This window comes from bacterium, assembly GCA_016786595.1.
In the GTDB taxonomy this organism is placed as follows: Bacteria; Bdellovibrionota_C; UBA2361; order SZUA-149; family JAEUWB01; genus JAEUWB01.
Window position 1 is genome coordinate 1 of sequence record JAEUWB010000049.1, and the last position, 20512, is coordinate 20512.

Annotated in this window: 20 protein-coding genes; 15 read left to right on the plus strand and 5 right to left on the minus strand. The window is 45.1% G+C overall.

Features of this window, described 5'->3' with window-relative positions; translation table 11 throughout:
- The 7 genes from JNK13_07520 to JNK13_07550 all read left to right on the plus strand — a co-directional run.
- Positions 1 to 250: hypothetical protein (locus tag JNK13_07520; protein MBL7662584.1), on the plus strand; the 250-nt coding region annotated here is incomplete at its 5' end.
- 66 nt (positions 251 to 316) lie between these two features.
- Positions 317 to 901 (plus strand): hypothetical protein, encoded by a 585-nt coding sequence (locus JNK13_07525; protein ID MBL7662585.1) that lies wholly within the window; start codon positions 317 to 319, stop codon positions 899 to 901.
- Between the two features lie 229 nt (positions 902 to 1130).
- On the plus strand, positions 1131 to 1613 hold the full coding sequence (locus tag JNK13_07530) for a hypothetical protein (GenBank protein ID MBL7662586.1): 483 nt from the start codon (positions 1131 to 1133) through the stop codon (positions 1611 to 1613).
- A gap of 646 nt (positions 1614 to 2259) precedes the next feature.
- Positions 2260 to 2781, plus strand: coding sequence for a GNAT family N-acetyltransferase (locus tag JNK13_07535; GenBank protein ID MBL7662587.1), 522 nt, complete (start codon positions 2260 to 2262; stop codon positions 2779 to 2781).
- Positions 2782 to 2846: 65 nt separating this feature from the next.
- Positions 2847 to 3194: a hypothetical protein gene (locus JNK13_07540; GenBank protein MBL7662588.1), complete on the plus strand. Its 348-nt coding sequence runs from the start codon at positions 2847 to 2849 to the stop codon at positions 3192 to 3194.
- A 213-nt stretch (positions 3195 to 3407) separates the two neighbouring features.
- Positions 3408 to 3881: a hypothetical protein gene (locus JNK13_07545; GenBank protein MBL7662589.1), complete on the plus strand. Its 474-nt coding sequence runs from the start codon at positions 3408 to 3410 to the stop codon at positions 3879 to 3881.
- 109 nt (positions 3882 to 3990) lie between these two features.
- Complete coding sequence (locus JNK13_07550; GenBank protein MBL7662590.1) at positions 3991 to 5001, plus strand: D-cysteine desulfhydrase family protein; 1011 nt, start codon at positions 3991 to 3993, stop codon at positions 4999 to 5001.
- A 1-nt stretch (position 5002) separates the two neighbouring features.
- On the opposite strand, the gene clpB is transcribed toward JNK13_07550, so the two are convergent.
- A complete protein-coding gene (gene clpB, locus JNK13_07555; protein MBL7662591.1) occupies positions 5003 to 7612 on the minus strand; it encodes an ATP-dependent chaperone ClpB in 2610 nt (869 codons plus the stop codon).
- A 132-nt stretch (positions 7613 to 7744) separates the two neighbouring features.
- Complete coding sequence (locus JNK13_07560) at positions 7745 to 9877, minus strand: transglycosylase SLT domain-containing protein (GenBank protein ID MBL7662592.1); 2133 nt, start codon at positions 9875 to 9877, stop codon at positions 7745 to 7747.
- 81 nt (positions 9878 to 9958) lie between these two features.
- Here JNK13_07560 and prfA point away from each other — a divergent pair, with 81 nt between their 5' ends.
- From prfA to JNK13_07590, 6 genes are read left to right on the plus strand one after another with little or no spacing between them, the layout of a single operon-like run.
- Complete coding sequence (gene prfA, locus JNK13_07565; protein ID MBL7662593.1) at positions 9959 to 11077, plus strand: peptide chain release factor 1; 1119 nt, start codon at positions 9959 to 9961, stop codon at positions 11075 to 11077.
- Positions 11058 to 11966 carry a peptide chain release factor N(5)-glutamine methyltransferase gene (prmC, locus tag JNK13_07570; GenBank protein ID MBL7662594.1) on the plus strand — a complete coding sequence of 303 codons (909 nt, stop codon included), beginning with the start codon at positions 11058 to 11060 and terminating at the stop codon, positions 11964 to 11966. Before prfA ends, prmC begins: the two co-directional genes overlap by 20 nt.
- Positions 11967 to 11971: 5 nt before the next feature.
- Positions 11972 to 13258, plus strand: coding sequence for a UDP-N-acetylglucosamine 1-carboxyvinyltransferase (gene murA, locus JNK13_07575; protein ID MBL7662595.1), 1287 nt, complete (start codon positions 11972 to 11974; stop codon positions 13256 to 13258).
- Positions 13259 to 13263: 5 nt separating this feature from the next.
- Positions 13264 to 13935: a hypothetical protein gene (locus JNK13_07580; protein ID MBL7662596.1), complete on the plus strand. Its 672-nt coding sequence runs from the start codon at positions 13264 to 13266 to the stop codon at positions 13933 to 13935.
- A gap of 9 nt (positions 13936 to 13944) precedes the next feature.
- Positions 13945 to 15183 carry a beta-ketoacyl-ACP synthase II gene (fabF, locus tag JNK13_07585; protein MBL7662597.1) on the plus strand — a complete coding sequence of 413 codons (1239 nt, stop codon included), beginning with the start codon at positions 13945 to 13947 and terminating at the stop codon, positions 15181 to 15183.
- The gene (locus tag JNK13_07590; GenBank protein ID MBL7662598.1) at positions 15183 to 16226 is read left to right on the plus strand and encodes a ketoacyl-ACP synthase III; all 1044 of its coding nucleotides are present in this window, start codon (positions 15183 to 15185) and stop codon (positions 16224 to 16226) included. The genes fabF and JNK13_07590 overlap by 1 nt, the downstream gene beginning before the upstream one ends.
- Positions 16227 to 16711: 485 nt before the next feature.
- Here the strand turns inward: JNK13_07590 and JNK13_07595 are convergent, their stop codons facing one another.
- Positions 16712 to 17203 carry a hypothetical protein gene (locus JNK13_07595; GenBank protein MBL7662599.1) on the minus strand — a complete coding sequence of 164 codons (492 nt, stop codon included), beginning with the start codon at positions 17201 to 17203 and terminating at the stop codon, positions 16712 to 16714.
- A gap of 169 nt (positions 17204 to 17372) precedes the next feature.
- On the opposite strand from JNK13_07595, the gene JNK13_07600 reads away from it, so the two are divergent.
- Both JNK13_07600 and JNK13_07605 read left to right on the plus strand, forming a co-directional pair.
- Positions 17373 to 18107 (plus strand): hypothetical protein, encoded by a 735-nt coding sequence (locus tag JNK13_07600; GenBank protein ID MBL7662600.1) that lies wholly within the window; start codon positions 17373 to 17375, stop codon positions 18105 to 18107.
- Between the two features lie 2 nt (positions 18108 to 18109).
- Positions 18110 to 19060, plus strand: a complete 951-nt coding sequence (locus JNK13_07605) for a hypothetical protein (GenBank protein ID MBL7662601.1) — start codon at positions 18110 to 18112, stop codon at positions 19058 to 19060.
- Here JNK13_07605 and JNK13_07610 read toward each other — a convergent pair.
- The gene (locus tag JNK13_07610; protein MBL7662602.1) at positions 19051 to 19839 is read right to left on the minus strand and encodes a hypothetical protein; all 789 of its coding nucleotides are present in this window, start codon (positions 19837 to 19839) and stop codon (positions 19051 to 19053) included. The genes JNK13_07605 and JNK13_07610 overlap by 10 nt on opposite strands.
- Positions 19836 to 20510 (minus strand): hypothetical protein, encoded by a 675-nt coding sequence (locus JNK13_07615; protein MBL7662603.1) that lies wholly within the window; start codon positions 20508 to 20510, stop codon positions 19836 to 19838. Before JNK13_07615 ends, JNK13_07610 begins: the two co-directional genes overlap by 4 nt.
- Between the last annotated feature and the right edge of the window lie 2 nt (positions 20511 to 20512).

The window sequence follows — 20512 nt, forward strand, 5'->3', positions numbered from 1 at the left end:
GGACAATCCTGGATGGAGAATCAAAATTGATTTAGCAGAGACTAGGCTTTCTGGGCGATTTTTTGATGCTGTTCAAATCAATAATTCTGAAACAGATTGGATTGTTGTAGAAATTCAAGAAGATGCGTTTATCGGCCATGGGGATCCAAGTAAACTAGAAAAAATCGTTCAGATATTTGTTAAGTGGGCTAGCGCAGATCCAAACTGGTTATTAGCAGCAGAACCGCTCAGCGAAGCAGAGAAAGAGTAAATATTCTTTGAGTGTTTAGCTAAAGAATTGATGAAAGCATTGCAATAGGATTTTTGGATCTAAGATATGAGCCATGCGAATAAAACAAGTATAACTAAGTATGCCTTAGCTTTCATACTTTTGCTTTTCCCATTGTTGACATTTGCAGACACTGGATTCAGATTTTTCACAGATCGAGGCTTTGTAGAGTTTGCAGCGCAAGACCATTGGCCAGTGATAAAAATGCAGTCGAAATTCCCAATTGCAAAAGCTGCCTTTCAAATTCCTAATTTAAAAGAACAGGACACAGAGAATATAACGGTAATTGTGTATACGTTCTATGAACGAGGGTCAAAGGAAGCTGCAGATTCCTTTAAGAAAATAGGTACAGAATTTACAGCTCAACAACTGACTGAAGAAATATTTCAAGAATGGAAGATTTATCGGCAAAAAGATGTCCAAGCTGGCATTACGTATACGGTACTAGATGCTAAACGAAATTTCGATGCAGCAGATGCAGGCGTCCGACTTGCTTGGCCACGGTTTAATTCAAATTCGTCAGATTACGATCAGACTATGGAGAAGACATTTCACGAGGCACTACAATCTGTGAAGGTGCACACCGGCCCATACGTTCCAGCTGTTAATGAAACAATCCGTCGCCCAAAATAATCAAGCCAGCTAGTACGAAGCTAACTAGCTTGTGCCGCCTCCAACGCTAAACTTGATAAAAATAGCCTTTAAATGTATAACCCGCATTTTGGGTAGTAGATTAGAACCGTCACAATTTTATAATTCATATTGGTTTTAAGGGTTTTAGAAACTTCCTCAATATTGGGGGGAAGTGCGACATGGTTCTATCGTGTTGCACTTCTCACTGAGAAGGAAGGAAGAAAAAATCATGAGCGATAAAAGATTTACAGTTCGCGTTGCCCAAAAAGGCGACGCACTTTGTATCCTGAAGCTAATCCAAGGACACCCTTGGACTGCAAGCGTCAACAACACGCAAGACGCGGTCGAATATGCTGTGAAGAACAGCCAATTTTGCGTCGTGGCAGTCGATGACAAGGGCAAGATTATCGGGTTTGTTGCCTGTTTCTTTGATGGCTTCGTCGCAATTGCTCGGCGACTTGCTGTATCTCTAGAATGGGCAGACAGGAAAGTCGAAATCGCAAAAGCGATGTTGCAATTGGCAATCGATAGATTGCACATTGCTTTCGGTCAAGATAGCCTAGACCCCGAAAAGGGTGTGCGCCTTCAGTATTTGGCCGACCCGGGCGAGCAAGTCGAACTCGGCCTCGCGCTTGGATTCGAGGTAGTGGAGGTAAATGGCGAACCTGCTCTGCTTATGGGGCTTTGGACGGGATCAAAAGCCCAGCTCTAATCATTCCCCGCTTGACCCAGTGAGAGCCCAACACTCTCTCTGGGTCTAAAACGTTTTATAAAACCGCTATGAATTATAAACTTGTAACAACTAACTCACTAGTGCCAGCCTACTCAGCAACTAGTGAAAAATACTTTATTCTGGTGCAGGGTTACTATCCCTGACAAACTGGCAAACACCGCTCTCACATAATCCATGAATATTTTATAAGTCAGGCAACAACCATCTAAAAGTGGACGATAATATACCTGGAAGTGTATTATTTTGTTGTTAAGTATGGCGGCAAAAGTAACCCTGTACCATTAGGTGTTAGGTGCCAACTCGGTACCATCAAACAAAGCCCTGTGCCCTCAGACAAAGTCAAGGGCAATTATCCTATTACCGCTTGGCATCCAAGTAAGGTAAGAATCTCCGGAATCAAGTGTCGGAGGGCTTCATCCAATGCTAGCTCTGATATCATGTATAACCAGTTAGTAATACATGTAAATTAGTAGTTGTGGGAAATTTGCCGGCGCAGCCGGTAAAAATAACAACACACGCGACGCTCAAATCAACGCTAACCGCGCGCTACCTATTTCTTTACCTACCAAAGTGAAGAATGATAGGTATTTCCGTAACAACACGCGATGAAAGTAAATCGGGTTCCATGGAATTTAACTTACAACCAACTCTAACTGGAAACCTAATCGAGCTTCGACCACTCCTCGAAGCCGATTTTGAGGCACTCTATCAAGTTGCTTCAGACCCATTAATCTGGGAGCAGCACCCGAGCAGCGATCGATACAAGGAAAATGTTTTTAGGGAATTTTTTCAACAGGGCTTGGCCTCCAACGGTGCGCTTATCGTAATCGATCGTAAAAATCTAGAAATCATCGGCTCTTCACGCTTTTTTGGCTATGACCCAATAGACTCCCGCATCGAAATTGGCTGGACATTTCTGGCTCGAAGTCACTGGGGCGGCACTTACAACCGCGAATTGAAAACACTGATGCTTTCCCATGCGTTTCAATTTGTAGAAAAAGTTATCTTTTTAATTGGGCCAAACAATATGCGCTCAAGAAAAGCAATTCAGAAAATCGGCGCCTCCTATCTCGGCAAGCAGGTTGATCCAAAGGGTAAAGAAAGTGTTGTCTATCAGATTAGTAAGGCTGAGTTTTATAGCAGTTAAAAAGTCGCCTTTCCGGGTGCACCGTAAAGTTGCTTTTTTCTAACGCGCGCAGTATTTTTGAGGGCATGCTTAGTCTTAAAGAAATTGGACTACCAGACTTGGAAACTATGCAACTTTGGCTGAGCCAAAGTTATCAATCCTTAACCTCCTCTTTTAAACAACTTGATTCTAGTTTGGCAATTTTCGTCTTTGGGCTTGCCACGGTGATTGCTGTTTTCTTGATCATCCAGCGTTGGTTTTGGCTATTAATTTTCTTTGTCGGTGGATTAATCGCTTGCGGTGCGATGATTATTAGCGCGATGAATTTTCAGATTCTCGGCGTAGTAGTGTTTTTTATTGTAATGTTGCTGTGCTGGATTATTCGCAGTCTGATAGCGATTGACCGCCCACACAGAGACACTCACTTTAGTTAATTGATATTTCTTGATTAGCAAGTTAGACTGGCTCTGTCGTTGTTTGCCTGATCTTTTAAATGATTTCTAGAGTAGCAAGATAAGGCTTGCTTTATCGCTGAGATGCTTAGCAGTAAAGCAAGTGCATAGATTATCAGGTTTTTTACCATTCAGATCCCTGCCAGTGGATAGTTATTTGTGAATTTTCCAAATAACTATCCACTGGAGGTAACAATGGATCAACAAGAACTCAATGGAAGGCTCCTTCGCGGGGCAATGACAAATGACATCGGGATGATGGAAGCTGCTCTAGGTGACGGAGCTAATCTCGCGGCCGTTCGCGAGATAGATGGTGCTAGCGTGCTGATGCTAGCGCAAACCTTAAAGGCAATTGACTTTCTTCTTTCTCAACCAGGGATAGGCGAAGTCATTAATGCGGTAAACCGTTTTGGCGCTAACGCCATCATGGTTCATCTTCGAGGTGGCCGAGCGAAGATTATCCAGGCTTTGCTTGATGCTGGAACTGACCCAGAATACATTGCGCCAGGAATGATCGAAGGTATGCCTGGACGAACTGCGTTGAGTATGACCAGTGTCCCGATTGGCAGAGCGCCCATACGGCCTTATCCCAATAGCGCAAGAATTGCCAGACTACTCCAAACGGCGATTGCAAAAAAGACGGCTGAGCGAGAGGCTGCTCTGGTCTAAGGTTCGTTCGCTACAGGTGGGCAGTGCATAGGTTTTTCCATTAATGGTTTACAATCTGTGCACTTGCTCACTTTTGACGTTCTATTTTTAACATGTAAAACTCTCTAATATGGAATTCCCTGCAAAATTGTCTCAAGCGCCAAGATTTAAATTGGCACACCTACCAACCCCAATTGAAAAACTCACACGCTTCAGCGCAAAATTAAATGGCCCAGAGATTCACATCAAACGTGATGATCTAACTGGACTTGCCACGGGCGGAAATAAAACTAGAAAACTTGAGTTTTTAATTGCCGACGCTCTAAAGCAAGGAGCTGATACGGTAATTACTGCCGGCGGTCCTCAGTCAAATCACTGCAGGCAAACTGCCGCCGCTTGCGTGCGCGCAGGATTAGCATGTCACCTCGTCTTTGGCGGCACACCAAGTGATACACTAAACGGCAATCGTTTTCTTGATCACTTGCTCGGCGCCAAAGAACATTGGACGCCAAAAGGCACACGCGAAACTAAAATGGAAAGCCTTGCCGAGGAACTTCGTAAGGCAGGGAAAAAACCATACCTCATTCCCGTTGGGGGCTCTAATTCAGTTGGATCCTTAGGCTACATTTTTGCGATGTATGAACTTGCCACCCAGATTCACGAGCAGAATCTAGACTTCACGCATATTGTCTTTGCTACAAGTTCTGGCGGCACTCAGGCCGGCATGGTCGTTGGCGCTAAATTAGCAAATCTCAAGCAAAAACTTGTCGCCATCAGCATTGACCAGGTCCCAGACGGGACGAGTGATTTTAACTATAAAAAATTCGTTTTTGATGTTGCGCAAAAAATTAATCACGACTTGCAACTTGGCTTAACGCTCAATCCAGAAGACTTTTCCATGGATTACAATTATCTTGGAGGGGGTTACGGCGTTGTTGGCGACCCGGAGCGAGAATCAATTCATCTTTTAGCAAAGACCGAAGGAATTTTAGTCGACCCAGTTTATGCCGGTCGAGCCCTGGCAGGACTGATCGATAAAATTCGAAAAAAAGAATTTTCTAAAAACGATAAAATTCTTTTTTGGCACACAGGCGGTGAAACCGCACTGCATGCTTATGTGGAAGAATTAAATAATTATTAGCTTACTGCTGACTTAAAGTCTTGACCGCAAGCTTTCCACTTTCAACGCCAATCTCAACTAAGGATCCGTCAAGAATCGTTCCGGCAATAATGCCCTTACCAAGTGCTGTCTCGAGATTTCTCTGCAGGTAGCGCTTAAGCGGACGCGCTCCGTAGATTGGGTCGTAGGCTTCTTTAGCAATAAAGTCCTTAGCCGCGTCAGTCATCGACAAGCGAATATGCTTATCAGCTAAACGCTTTTCGATTTCGCCAATTTGAAGATCGACAATTTGTCGAATTTCGCTTTGCTGTAGCGGCTTAAACAAGATAATTTCGTCAACGCGATTTAAGAATTCCGGTCTAAAGTGCGCACGTAAATCAGCCATCACGGATTTTCTTGCCGGTTCATTAATTGTTCCGTCATCATTAATGCCTGCGAGTAAATATTGGCTCCCAATATTTGAAGTCATAATAATTACTGAGTTTTTAAAATTTACAACTCGACCTTGCGAATCCGTAACGCGACCATCGTCGAGAATCTGCAAAAGCACGTTAAATACTTCGCTGTGTGCTTTCTCGATCTCATCAAATAAAATCACAGAATAAGGTTTGCGACGCACCGCCTCTGTAAGCTGACCACCTTCTTCAAAGCCAACATAGCCCGGAGGGGCTCCAATCAGGCGCGACACGGAATGCTTTTCCATGTATTCGCTCATATCAATGCGCACGATATTTTCTTCAGAATCAAACAAGGACTCAGCCAGAGCTCGTGCAAGTTCAGTTTTTCCAACTCCGGTTGGTCCAAGGAAAATAAACGAACCATTCGGTCGCTTTGGATCTTTAATTCCCGCACGTGAACGCAGCACTGAATCAGCGACAAGAGACACTGCTTCGTCCTGACCGATCACGCGCTGGTGCAAAATATTTTCTAGTTGAAGGAGTTTTTCGCGTTCGCCTTCGACAAGTTTTGTCACAGGAATCCCCGTCCATTTGCCGACGATTTCAGCGATTTCTTCTGCTGTGACTTCTTCGCTTAGTAAACGTTTGCCTTTGCCAACGTTAGCTTTTTCTTCTTCTGCCTTAAGACGCTTTTCTAGCTCGGGAAGTTTCCCGTGTTTAAGTTCAGCAGCTTTATTCAAGTCATATTTTACTTCGGCATTTTCGATTTGTTTTCTTACTGCTTCAATTTCTTCGCGCACTTTACGGACAGCTTGAATTGCCTGACGCTCAGCTTCCCACTGCACGCGCATTGCTGTTGTTTTTTCTTTTACATCAGCTAGTTCCTTACGCAGTTCTGCTAGGCGCACTTTGCTAGCTTCATCTTTTTCCTTCTTTAAAGCCGCTTCTTCGATTTCAAGCTGCATTAGCCGGCGCGTAACTTCATCAAGCTCAGCTGGCATTGAGTCAATTTCAGTGCGAATCATCGCACAAGCTTCATCCACTAAGTCAATGGCTTTGTCGGGCAAGAAACGCTCTGTGATGTAGCGATTAGAAAGTGTTGCCGCAGAGACAAGCGCGTTGTCTTGGATATTCACACCATGATGAATTTCAAAACGCTCCTTGAGGCCACGCAAGATTGAAATCGTGTCTTCAACACTAGGCTGGTCGACCATGACCGGTTGGAAGCGCCGCTCAAGTGCAGCGTCTTTTTCAATATACTGGCGGTATTCATCTAGAGTAGTTGCCCCAATGCAGTGCAATTCGCCACGAGCCAGAAGCGGCTTAAGCATATTCCCAGCATCCATCGAACCTTCGGTGCGACCCGCGCCGACGATTGTATGCAGTTCGTCGATAAAAAGAATAATGCCACCTTCAGACTGCTTCACCTCTTGCAAGACTGCTTTTAAGCGTTCTTCAAACTCGCCGCGATACTTTGCACCAGCAATTAATGCCCCCATGTCGAGGGCAAAAATCTTTTTATCTTTTAGTGTTTCAGGCACGTCACCGCGCACGATGCGCCCTGCCAAGCCTTCGACAATTGCTGTTTTTCCAACTCCAGGTTCACCAATCAAGACCGGATTATTTTTAGTTTTGCGAGAAAGTACGCGAATCACGCGTCGAATTTCTGAATCGCGTCCAATCACGGGGTCAAGTTTACCTTGTTGTGCTTCGCTAACCAGGTCCCGACCATATTTGGCTAGTGCTTCGTAAGTGGCTTCGGGGTTTGCGCTCGTGATGCGTTGATTCCCACGAACCTCGAGTAAGATTTTTAAAAATTTGTCTTTTGTAATGCCATGCTTTTTGAAGATGCGGTTAATTGCCGAGTCAGGTTCATCGAAAAAAGTCAGAAAAATGTGCTCAACCGAAATGTATTCGTCCTTGAGTTTCTTCGCATGCTCTTCAGCGGCAGTTAGTAGTTTAGCGAGGTGCTGAGAGATGTAGACCTTACTCGGGTCACTTCCCGGTCCAGAGACAGCGGGACGTTTTTCCAGTTCTGCAACTACGTCTTTGGTTAAGCTTGTAAGATTCAGGCCGAATTTAGCAATCAAGCGTGGGATTAAGCCGTCTTGCTGCTCAAGTAGTGCTAATAAGAGATGCTCGCCATCGACCTCGACATGGCGCATACGCGTAGAGACGCTTTGTGCAGCTTGAAGAGCTTCTTGGGAACGTTGTGTAAAGCGGTTGATGTCCATGGTGTCTAGATAAGCACTAGTAACTACGATTTCAAGTGGTTTTTAGAAATATTTGTCCGTTAGTTAGGATTATTTATTTGAAGCAAAAAAAGTCCTAAAAAGATCAATCTGGACCTATCCAGGGCATGGTTCCTAATACAACTTTTCGTATATCGCCTTCGTGGCAATTACGCGCTTCACGTAATCACGCGTTTCTGGGTAGCCAATAAATTCGATCCAAACCTCTGTCCCTACATCAGGTGTGCGGCTAAGCCAGCGATTAACTGCTGCAGGTCCGGCATTGTAGGCGGCGATTGCCTGGACTTCATTGCCCGAAAATTGCTTGAGTAATTGTTTGAAATATTGTGCTCCAAGTCTGATATTGGTGCTCGGGTCATAGATGTTACCAGAAAATTTAGGGTTAAGATCTAAGACGGTTTTATCCATTAACTGTAATAAGCCCTTAGCTCCAGCTTTTGATTCTGCTTCCGCATTAAAAGCACTCTCAGTGCGCATTAATGCGGTTAATAGTTTCGGGTCCAAGCCATTAGCAACGGCTGCTTGTTTGATTTGTTCTTGATACTCTTGCGGGTATAGAATCTCTAAGACTGCTCGTCTGCAACAGCTGTCAAGTTTGCTGTATTCAAGCTGGTTTGTTTCTCGGAAAATTTTAAGCAGTGCAGCGCTTTCGGTAATTAAATATTGTTGAGGGCTAATGGACTTAAGAATCGTCAGCCGCTGTAGTTCGCGTTTAAAGGTTTCTGTATTTAATGCCCCATCAATTGGATAACGGAAATTCACTTCGTGTTGCGCGAGGTCTTTTAGTCCTGCCGTTTTTAGTTGCTCAACTAAAGTAGTTAATGCTGGATCAATACTCGTTAAGCAAGGGGTGGCTTTGTTGCTTGACCCCGAACATTCAAAATTTATTGCGCTTGGTTGCGCTAAGAGTGAATAATAATCGGGCATCCAATCTTGCTCGGGTTGATCGTTAGCTTCTGTTTTAGGCACTCCGGTTTGACCCTGCGGCGCAAATTTTTCTGGATTAGTCTTTCTGGCCCAAAATCTTGCGTGTAAAAATTCGCTTTGAGCGTTTGGCAACTCCCGGGCAAGTTTTTCCATCGCCTCAAAATTATCAAGCGCTTTTTGTGTTTCATTATTCTGGCGATACAACCAGGCAAGTCGTCCAAAGGCGCGCACCTTGGTCAGGCCGTCCGGGAGTAACCGAATCGAACTCAGATAATTTTCCTCTGCATCTTTCAGCTCCTTAAGTTCTTCATAGATGCGTGCCTCAACATAATGCGCCTCTCCTAGTAGTGGGCTTTTGGGGAAGCGTTCCTTGAGCTGCGACAGAAAAGTTAAGGCCCGGTCGTGGTCGTTAATATTCCAGGCGTTGTTTGCAATCCGTAAAATTGCCTCGTCTGCTGCCCCTTGTGGCCCGTCGGCACTAATTGAAAGTAGTAGTTGGTCGGCTGCGTCATTTTGCTGCTGCAAGCGTAAAAACTTTTCTGTAAATAATTTCAATTGGAATTGTGCTTGCACGTCTTTTTCGCCGTAAGCTTGTGCCAGTGATTTAATTAAATTAATGCCCGCTTCGTCATGCTTCTCTTTGAGTAGCAGCTTTAATTCATCAACTGCAGCAACGGGGTCATTAATCAGCCAGTCCTGGTTATGCTCAAGTGCCAGATGCAGTGCCTGACGGGCTTGAAAGGATTTGGGAAATGCTGTGCGTAAAGATCTTAGTTCCTTGAGGGCGGACAAGACGTCTCCGGCGCGAATCAGGCTTTTTGCGCGGAGCAGTGAAAAGCGTGGTAATAAATCTTGTCGGCGAAAACGATTAATTTGCTTAAAAATGCTAGTCTGGTCAGCTGCAGAAAAGTCTAAATTTTGAATCTCCGCGATTTCTAATTTTAGAATCTGTGCTTCGATGCTGGCCGAACTTTGTTTTCCTATTTTCCCGAGCAATTGAAGAGCGCTATCGTATTGTTCTTGGACAAATAATGTTTTAGCTAAACCTAGCTTCGTCCAATCTGAGAATTCAGCGCTTTTACTGGCGCGTGTAAATTCAATTAATGCTGATTTGGCATCACCTTGACTTAAAGCCGCAAAGCCCTTGGCGATATAAGTTGTGCTGGGTTCGGAAACACGCTGCTTGAGGTAGAGCGTTAAAGCAACAACTATCAACCCTAGCGCCAACCAGAGCCAGGCAGAGCGTTGCTGCTGTTTTGAGCTAAAATTATTGCTCCCCAGATAGCGGTTTTGACTACGAGTGCTGAAGATTGAGCGCATTCTTCTGATTCTCACCTTGCCTATTGAACCTAAAGCAAAAGGATAGTAGAAGGGCAAGCTTTCTGCCATACCTACAGTTATATGTTTGATAAAATTCAGATTCTAGAAAAGCGCTATGCTGAACTCACGGAAATGCTCGGTGATCCGAGTGTGGTTTCCGACCGCGGCAAATTTCGCGAACTTTCTAAAGAGCACTCCGACCTTGCGCCGATTATTGTCTGCGCTGATAATCTCAAAAAAACTGAAGCTGCCCTCGAAGTCAATAAGGAACTCTTGCGCGAAACAGACGATGTGGAATTGCGCGAGCTTGCTCAAGAAGAGCAAAGTGGGCTGAGGCTGCAAATCGAAAACCTGCAAAAGGAATTGATCGAATACTTACTGCCTAAAGATCCTAACGATGAGAAGAATACGATTATCGAAATCCGTGCGGGCACTGGAGGTGATGAAGCAGGACTTTTTGCCGGTGAGCTTTTTCAAGCCTTCGCCAAATACGCTGAGAAGCGTCGCTGGAAAGTGGAGATTTTGTCTGTCTCTGATGCGACAGTTGGCGGCTATAAGGAAGTAATTTTTCAAATCATTGGTAAAGGCGCATTCAGTGCTTTTAAGTACGAAAGCGGTGTGCATCGAGTGCAACGTGTGCCCAAAACTGAAACGCAAGGCCGCATTCACACCTCGACTATTACCGTAGCCGTATTGCCTGAAGCTGAAGAAGCCGATGTGGAACTTTTAGATAAGGATTTACGAATTGACGTATTCCGGTCTTCTGGACCGGGTGGGCAAAGTGTAAATACAACTGACTCTGCGGTGCGCGTGACGCATATTCCCTCAGGTTTAGTGGTGACGTGCCAAGATGAGAAGTCGCAAATCAAGAATAAGGCTAAAGCGCTGAAAGTTCTGCGTGCACGCTTACTCAATCAAAAGCAAGAAGCCCTTGACGCTGAGCGTCGCGACAATCGTAAATCCCAAATCGGCACAGGTAGCCGCTCGGAACGCATTCGCACCTATAATTTCCCGCAAGGCCGTGTCACCGACCATCGCATCGGACTCACACTCTACCAAGTAGATCTTGTCATGGCAGGAGACCTCGACTTAGTAATTGTTCCACTTCAAGATTATGCCCGTGAAGAAGCGCTACGCGCTGAAACTGGCCAACCTGCAAAAGCCCCGACAAAGGCCGCAGATGACAGTGACGAGGATTGATCTTTTTAGAAAACTTGCCGCAAGCCTGAAGGAGAATCCTGAGCAGGAGGCGCAGTGGATTTTGGCTCATGTTCTAGGGATCGATCAACACCAACTCTTAAGCGATTTTGGCGCAGAACTTTCTGTGGCACATCAGGCGGAATGCTTACGCATTCAAGGGGAGCGTTTAGCCGGAAAACCTTTGGCCTATGTTCTCGGCGAGTCCGAGTTCTGGGGACGTAAATTTAAGGTTAGCCCGGCGGTTTTAATTCCGCGTCCCGAGACAGAAGAGCTAGTGGAACTTGCCCTGAAGTATTTAGCAAATACTGGTGGAGTGGATGTAATTATTGATGTCGGCACAGGCAGCGGAGTTATTGCGATCACGCTTGCGCTGGAGAGCAATACTCCAAAAGTCTACGGTTTAGAAATTAGTCCCGAAGCGCTTGTGATTGCTCGGCAGAATGCTGCGCTCAACGTAACCGAATTTTTGGGTAAATCAACTACACTTACTTTTTTGGAAAGCAATTTGCTTGAAAAGTTGGATACTTCAGATTTGGGTGATCAAGGGGTAAAGCGCGCATTAATTGTTGCCAATTTGCCATATGTCTCTACTACAGAAGAACTTCCAGTTTCGGTGATTGACTTCGAACCAAAGCTTGCCCTTTTTGCCGAGTCAGATGGTTTAGCCTTGGTTGAGAGGCTTTTAGTAGAAGTTCAGGAGCTAGCTTCAGGCTTAAAGTCAGTCAATTCTCCTAAAGCATTACTGCCCGAAGAAACCTGCATTTTCCTTGAAATTGGATATACGCAGGCAAATCGTGTAGTATCGACGGCTCTAAAGCTGGGGTATGGCAAAACTGAGATTTTCCAGGATTTATCTGGGAAAGATCGTTTCGTATTAATTAAACGTTAAAACGCATGGAATCATTAATTATTAAAGCTGGAAATCCACTTCGTGGAGAAGTCAAGGTGTCTGGAGCTAAAAACTCAGCCCTGCCTTTAATGATTGCAACTCTGCTTTCACGCGAAACTTGCGCACTTTCGAACGTCCCCAATCTTGAAGATATCCATGTGATGGTTAGATTGCTCCGTTCCTTTGGGGCAAAAGTTGAATTCAAGGGACAGACCCTTAAGGTTACTGCTTCAGATTTAACTTCCAGTGCGGCGCCATACAGTCTTGTAAAATTAATTCGCGCTTCATTTTGGGTTTTAGGACCTTTGGTCGCACGCACAGGCTATGCGCGAGTGGCGCTTCCTGGCGGGGATGCAATTGGCACTCGCCCTGTCGATCTACATTTAAAAGGTCTACAGCAATTTGGCATCGAAGTGCGCCAAGAACATGGCGCAGTAATTGCTGAAGCACCTGGCGAGCTTACTCCTGCAGAAATTAATCTTGAATTCCCATCTGTGGGCGCAACGCAACATTTGTTATTAACTGCCGCACTTGTGCCGGGAGTAACGACGATTCGAGGAGCCGCGCGCGAGCCGGAAATTTCAGAAGTTGCTGAGTATATCTCTGCGATGGGCGCTCACGTTGAAGGTATTGGCGAGAGCACATTAAAAATTCATGGCACCAAAGAACTAGGAAGTGTTACGCGTTCAATTGGCGGCGACAGAATCGAGGCTGCCACCTACTTAATTGCCGGAGCAATGACAGGTGGAAATGTCACTGTGCAGGGGATTAGCCCTAACTATCTCGGTGCAACCTTAGATCTACTTGAAAAAATGGGCTGTGAAGTCATGACCAAAGACCATAGCGTTACGGTCAGTCAGAGTGGGGGCTTGCAGCCAGTTTCCTTTCATACCGGACCATTTCCGCAAACTGCTACCGACGTGCAGCCACTTTTTATGGCGGCCTTGACCATGGCAGCTGGAAAAAGTGAAATCGAGGAAACGGTTTTTGAAAATCGCTTTGGCCATGTTGCCGAGTATCGTCGGCTTGGAGCAAAGATTTCAACCCATGGGGGCAAGGCTATCATCGAAGGCGGAACGCTACTAAGTGGTGCCCCGGTAGAAGCGCGAGATATTCGCGCCGCGGCAGGTCTTGTTTTGCTGGGACTTGTTGCGCAAGGGGAAACTGAAATTCAAGAAATCCACCACCTCGACAGGGGGTATGATTCTTTAGTCGATAAATTCAAAAGTTTAGGCGCGAATCTAAAACGTGTGCCCTTGATTGATGGCCGCGAAATTGTTGTCGGTTGCTGACGACCATGAAACAAATTCCACTTCGATTAGAACAGTCAAGCTATAACGCAGAGCGCTTTTTTGTGCTGCACAGTGGAGTGATCACGGCTTACGAAGCTTTAATGCAGTTAGTCGAGAGTCTGGTCTTAGTTGAAAGGAAATTTGCCCCTGTTTTTATTTACGGCCAATCAGGAACCGGAAAGAGTCATTTTTTAAGTGTAATTCTTGAGCGCGCTCGAGAGCTTGGCGTACTAGAGTTACTGAGTTACTTTGATCAAAATCTTGGTGCGCATGAAGATTCTTGGGCTTCTGAATTTGTTGCAAAATATGAAAGTGTAAAAGCTCAAAATGGCCTGATGATCATTTGCTCGCAAGTGCACCCTAGTAAATTCTCCACTAATCCACACATTCAAAGTCGTATTCAAACCACGGAGATTTTGGAACTAAATTTTCCTACTAGCGTAGAGTTAAAGCCGATTTTAGAGGCGATTTTGACAAAGCGGGGCTTAAAGCTACCGCAAGATATGCTGGATAAAATTGCCAAGCACAGCACTCGAGACCTTTTGTCATTCGACGTTGTTTTTAGTAGGCTTAACGAACTTTTACTTGAAGACAGTAAATCATTGCGATCGCAACACGGTCGCAAACTTGTAAGCTCGGCATTGAAATTCGGCTTGCAAGATAAACTTGGAGGATAAAATAATTGTATGAGCGCAAGACGTGTTGTCATTACTGGATTGGGGATGTTAAGTCCTGTTGGTAACGATGTAAAAACTTCATGGCAAAATCTCACTTCTGGTGTCTCGGGCGTTGCTCGCATTGCCGGCTTTGATGCGTCCAATCAAACTAGCCAAATTGCTGCCGAAGTGAAAAATTTTCAACCCAATATGCCCCCAGCTGAGGCCAAGCGTTACGACCGCTTCTCGCTCTTTGCTTTGAGCGCTGCAGAGGAAGCTTGGAACGATTCCGGATTAAGTAGCGCAAGCTATGACCCAACGCGTTTTGGCGTGATTTTTGGCATCGGCATCGGCGGGCTCCCGGTCATGGAAGAAAACTGTAGGGCGCTTTTTGAAGACGGACCAAGGAAAGTCTCTCCGTTTTTAATTCCCAAAATGATTTCTAACCTTGGCCCAGGAAACGTGGCCATTAAATACGGGCTACAAGGTGTTAACTATACAGTGACGAGTGCTTGCACTTCAGGAACGCATGCCATTGGTGAAGCTTTCCGTATGATTCGTGATGGATTGCAAGACGCCTTGATTACTGGTGGCATGGAAGCTTCAGTTACTCCGCTTGCAGTTGCAGGCTTTGCTCGAATGAAAGCACTTTCTACTCGTAATGATGATCCCACCAGGGCAAGTCGACCTTTTGACCGTGACCGCGACGGCTTCGTGATTGCTGAAGGCGCTGGAATTTTAATTCTGGAAGAGCTTGAAGCTGCAAAAAAACGTGGCGCGAAAATTTATGCAGAAGTTGTTGGTTACGGATTTTCCTGTGACGCGCATCACATTACGGCCCCCGCAGAAGATGGAGCAGGCGCAAGAAACTGTATGAAGGGCGCGCTTAACTTTGGTAAGCTAAACACAACCGACGTGACTTACATCAACGCTCACGGCACTTCTACGCCGATTAATGACCCGGCAGAGACTGCGGCAATTAAAGCTGTTTTTGGTGAACATGCTAAAAAAGGACTGATTGTAAGTTCAACGAAATCAATGACCGGGCATGCTCTCGGTGGAGCAGGTGGCTTGGAAGGAGTAATTCTTGCCAAGTCAATTCAAACCAGCATCATTCCGCCGACAGTTAATCTGGAAAACCCCGACGAAGGCTGTGACCTTGATTACTGTGCTAACACTGCGCGCGAGATCGGCGTAAATGTTGCGATTTCGAATTCCTTTGGATTTGGTGGAACCAATGCAACAATCGCATTTAAGAGGTTCAACTAATGTCCACAGAAGCGCTGCTCAGAGTTAGAAGCTTCATCAGCGGCTCTGGAATGAATGTTCCCGACCGTGTTGTGCCAAACACTCACTTTGCCTCTTATCTTGAGACCAGTGATGAGTGGATTCGCGAGCGCACGGGTATTAAAGAACGCCGTTGGACCGATGATCCCAGCCTCACTGCATCTGAGCTTGCTCTACCTGCCGCAGAACAAGCTTTGAAGAAAGCCGGACTTACTGCTTCAGATATTGACGGAATTGTTTTTGCGACGGTTACTCCCGATGCAGTATTCCCAAGCTGCGCCTGCTTGCTTCAGCAAAAATTAGGCATCGGGCCTTGCCTGGCTTTTGATTTGAATGCTGTTTGTTCGGGGTTTGTTTACGCATTAACGGTTGCTGATTCTTTTATCCATCGTGGCATTTGTAAAAACGTCCTTGTCGTTGGCTCGGAACTATATAGTAAAATTGTAAATCCCAATGATCGCTCAACCTGCGTCTTATTCGGTGACGGGGCTGGGGCCGTTGTCTTGTCAGCCCATGCTCAGACACTGGAAACAACTTCCAAGAATTCTAAAACTACACGCGGCATTTACTTAAGCGAACTTCATGCTGATGGGAATTATAAAACAATTCTTTCTTGCGCACCCGATGGTGGAACCGCTAAAGACGCAGTCCAGGTTACGCCACCTGCAGACGACAGAAACTACATTCTCATGGCGGGCAAGGAAGTCTTTAAGCTCGCTGTGCGCGGCATCGCTGAAGTTTCTTCTAACGTTTTACGGAGAACAGGTTTCACGGTTTCTGATGTCGATCTTTTTGTTGTGCATCAAGCCAATCAACGCATCATCCAATCTGTGGCAAAGCAACTTGATATTCCCGATCAAAAAATCCCCATGAATGTTGAGCGCTATGGCAATACTAGCGCTGCAAGTATTCCACTATTGCTAGCTGAACTTGAAGCTGAAGGGCGGTTGAAGCCTGGTATGCTGGTGCTGCTCTCCGCGTTCGGCGGCGGAGTTACATGGGGTGCTACGCTCCTCCGCTGGTAATCGAGGGGCATATTTGAGCAAATACTTCGTTGCGGAAGATTTTTTCTCTGCCTCGTTTATTATAATAAAGTCGGCATCGAAAAAAATTTCCGCGCCTCGTCTTTGCCTCAAATTTGACCCTCGATTGCACTATCTAGTCCTCGCAATCTTTCTTCCTCGTCTTCAGCTTAAATCTGTTCGCTTTTTATATTGCCGGGTCCAAAAAAATTAATCTGCCTCGTCTTTCACTAAAAATTCTCTTCCAGATAGACATAATCAGTGTTTAAACGTTTTTACTTTCCGCGCCTCGTTCCTTGCCTTGAGTCCGTCGAAAGGTTCAGCTCAAATCTGTTCGCTTTTAATCGGCATTGAAAAATACGCATTAGCCGTCTTTGCGAGCGACCCAAACGAAGTTTGGGGAAGCGTGGCAATCTGTTCACCGCACAATGTCATCTTGAGTCGAAGGCACGACGAGGTCTCCAAATAGACTAAGCTGGGCACTCAGTCTAAAACCGCTCAACAATGGAGTTGGTATCTAAGCGAAGATTTTTTTTGGATTTGATATCAGCTACAATCGTAGTGAAAAAAGACTTTGAAGTCTGAGCAAAGCCAGCTTGGTTAAGATTTGGAACAGCTTTAGCTATCAGATCTTGCGTTGGCAATAAATTTGTCGACAGCGCGCTCAGTTTTGAAAAACTACCTTTGTCGAGCTCCTGAACTGAAAGATTTCTCGTCCAATCATGCCATGTTTGCTGGAAATCAATAGCCTTGATTTTGCGAGCCGTATCTTTATCGAGAACGGTCCCGGCAAGAAAAGACAAGTCACGCTTAAGTTGAGAACTCATTGCACCCGCAAATTTATCAGACAGCAATGTTGCTTTAATCTGCTCGACAAGCTTTCCAGCATCACGGTCTAAATCTGATAATAAATTCTCAGCAGCAGCAGGGCTTGAGGAAATTAAAAAAATCAGAAAATAAGCGGAAAATTTAGTTTTCATAGGTTGTTTATTATGCAGCTATATATGCATAAATAGACTAATAATGTCTAAGCAATAGAATTTATTCAATTTTTTCAGATGTTTATGATAATTTAATTTACAACTACACTGCTCGAGAGCTTGCATCTCAACTCTAGGGCCAGTTAATTTTTTAGAAGGTATTACAGCTATGAAATTTCGTTATTTTCTCACCTCAATTTTTTTTGCTTTTTCCTCGTGCGTTCATATCGATCCGGTGTCGGTTCAGGCTAAAGCCGGGGCTCCTGCTTCAGCAGATGTTGCTGATATAAATATTCCGCTTGATTCGACTAAGCCAATTTATTCGCTAGTTGTTGAATCAATTAGCATTCCAACTTCTTCTGTGAAAATTGATTCGAAGATTACAAAAGAGAAGGCATCCGAAGAATCTACAGTAACGATTTCACGCAGTAGCGATGAACGTGGCAAGGCGGAAATCGACGCGCAGCTTGTCAGCGCGCTTGCAGGCGTTGGAAACTTTAGAGTCATTGATGCCAAAACCTACCGTGAAAATCCAGCTGCAATAACAGCGGGTAATGATGGGATATATGTTGTCCGCGCGCTAATGACCGAATATGCAACTATGAGTGAGGGGCAGTCTCAAAGAATAAATTACTTTCCGTTTGGTCATTATGCCAAAAATGCTAAAACTGGAATGTGTGCTTTTGATATAAGCATTACGGAAGCAAAAACTGGAGTAGTCGTGGGGTCATTTCGTAGTGCCGGCACCTTTGCTTCGCAAAAGAAAAGCAGCTCTCAGGGAATAGTCTTGCCAATAGCGCAGCAACATGTTTTTGCGCAAAGTGTGCTTGATCAAGCTACGCGTGTTGCCCTAAATGAAGCGGCCGTTAAAGCGCGTGAAACTCTTTTTGCTAGACGACCTTAAAAATGAAACGCTATTTAATTGCTTGCGCAGTTCTTTTTACTGGATGCATTGCGTCTAAGATTGCTGGCTTATCTGATGACTTGCAAGATTTAGAAAAACGAAAGCGGTATGCTAGCGCGATCGAAACCTGTCAGCGCGAAACGCAGCGCGTTGCTGTCTCGGCTGAAACTTACCGTAGAAATCCAAGTTCTGCTGAGCCACAATCTGCAGTTTATGCTGAATGCCTAGGACGTGAGTATCAGAAGAATCCAGACCTTAAAGATATCCAGCAACAGTACGCCAGTGCTTTAATTGGACATGCTATGCTCTTGTCAGGGATGAAGCGCTGCAAACAAGCTGTTGCTCAAGCTCAGGAAGGATTACAAACATATAATGACCCAGATTGTGTTTCACCGCTGTGCCAAGCTTATTTAGGCTCTGCAAGTTATGTGTTTAATGCCTGTGGAGAAGGAAAGCTCGCTAAGAAATATCAAGAGTATACCTATGCGCAATCTCGTGGTGCTGGCCAAGATCAACCTGGCACGCTCTATGGTTTTCACCGCGGGATGGAGCTTGCCCAAACGTACGCTACGCAAAAGGAAGACGAAAAGGCTGTCGCGTTGGGACTTGAAATTTTGGGTACGATTAAGGTTGAAAACTATTTCGCCGCAGGACGTGGCTTATCTCCACTGATTTTATTCTCACAAAGTGCTGCCCGACTTGGGCGTAAGGCTGAGTTACTGCGTTTCTTAGGTTTTATTGATGAGCTTTCGATGACTTGTCCAACTTTGGAATCACTCGAAGAAGTTCGTAAAGGGTTAAATCTAACGAAAAGTCTTGCCTCACAAAAAGGCATTACTGCGGCCGGGTTGCTGATTGATAAAATCTTACTTGCTTATCGCCAGTGGACTGTTAACGAGTCTTCGCGCTGGATGGAAAAACATAAAGATGAAATTGATTTTACTCAGTGGTAGTTCTTTAGTGCTGCGATAATTTCATCTCGAGCAGATTCTAATGCAACGCGCACAGCAGCTGGCAGTGTGCTACTTGCCGAAGATCCGACCATGGTTTCAGCTCGCCTCTCAATTTCTCTTTTTGCTTCCGTATAGGTTCCGCGGACAGGTAAAGATTTAATTACTCTGCCAGATTTGCCATCAATTAATGTAATATCAATCGCAACTGCGGCCTCTATTTTTGAGCTGCTGTATTTAGTAGGCACTGGAATGCCGGTATGACCTTCAATCATGCTTGAAGCCATAAATAACGGCGCAGAGAGTAGTAGGGAAATGGGATCGTTGACGTTTGCTCCTCCAACTGAAAAATCTTCAACGATCGCTGCTGGGTTAAACTCCGTAATCATGGCTCGAATAATATATGGCCCTTTTTCACCAGAGCGCATTTTGACATTAATACCGCCGACCGAAGACTTTTTTACAAATCGCTTGTCGACTAAAGAGAGTTCTGTCGATTCTGCTAGTGTTGAAAGGAACTGTTGATAGAGATAGTCCCGAGGTTGATAATGCTCCTCGATCCCAAGTAATTTAGTTGTGTTGTATGTAGATGATTTTTTATTACCTTCCAACCTGACGGCGCCTTTTAAGATTAAAGGTTCTAAGTAAAGCACGTAAGGGCTAGTTGATTTAATCGTGGTAGCGGGGTCGCTTATTACGTGCCCTGATGGCTCTCGTGTCGAATGGTTTGCGCTACAGGCAAAGAAGATTAAGGCTGTTAATAGGCATAGGGCTTTTTTCATAAGGACTTTAAAATTCTATTTGCTCCTTGCGCTAGCACTTCTTGGACCGCAGCATTAATTGCTTTTAATCGATCCGTTTTGCTTGAATAGGCAAAGAGCGACCCTAAAGTGCTTGAACTGCCAAAATCGGAGCCGACCGAGAATGCAGCTAAATACCGACCATACTCTTCGTCGACAACGGAAAAATCAATCCTGAGTGACCCTTGTTCGCTTTTGCTAGAAATCCAAGCTAATCCAAAAAAAGCTCCACTTAAATTTAACTCGTCACTGCTGCCGATCAAGGCGAACTCAGTAATTGTTGCACGAACGCGATATTTCGCTTGATCTACGCCAACAGGATCACCAAATAATCCTCCGCCAGTCATCACTCGATAGCCCCCTTCACGAGTAAGTGCGTTACCGAATGCTGTCGCTAAATCATTTGGGTGTAACATTGGATAAAGTTGATTGCCGACTACTAGTGTTGAATAACGCACGCCATCTTTAGTTGGGATTTTAAATGATTGCGATGCGTTGCTGCCGCACAAATATTCACCATTACACAAGGCCCGACTAGTTTGTTCCGGGATTGGTGCGACAAAGCGCACTGGTTCAACGACTATCAAAGGTGCTGCGCTCAGTTGTGAGGTAGTTGCTACGAGGCAAAATATCAATGAGAAAGTATGCTTCAACA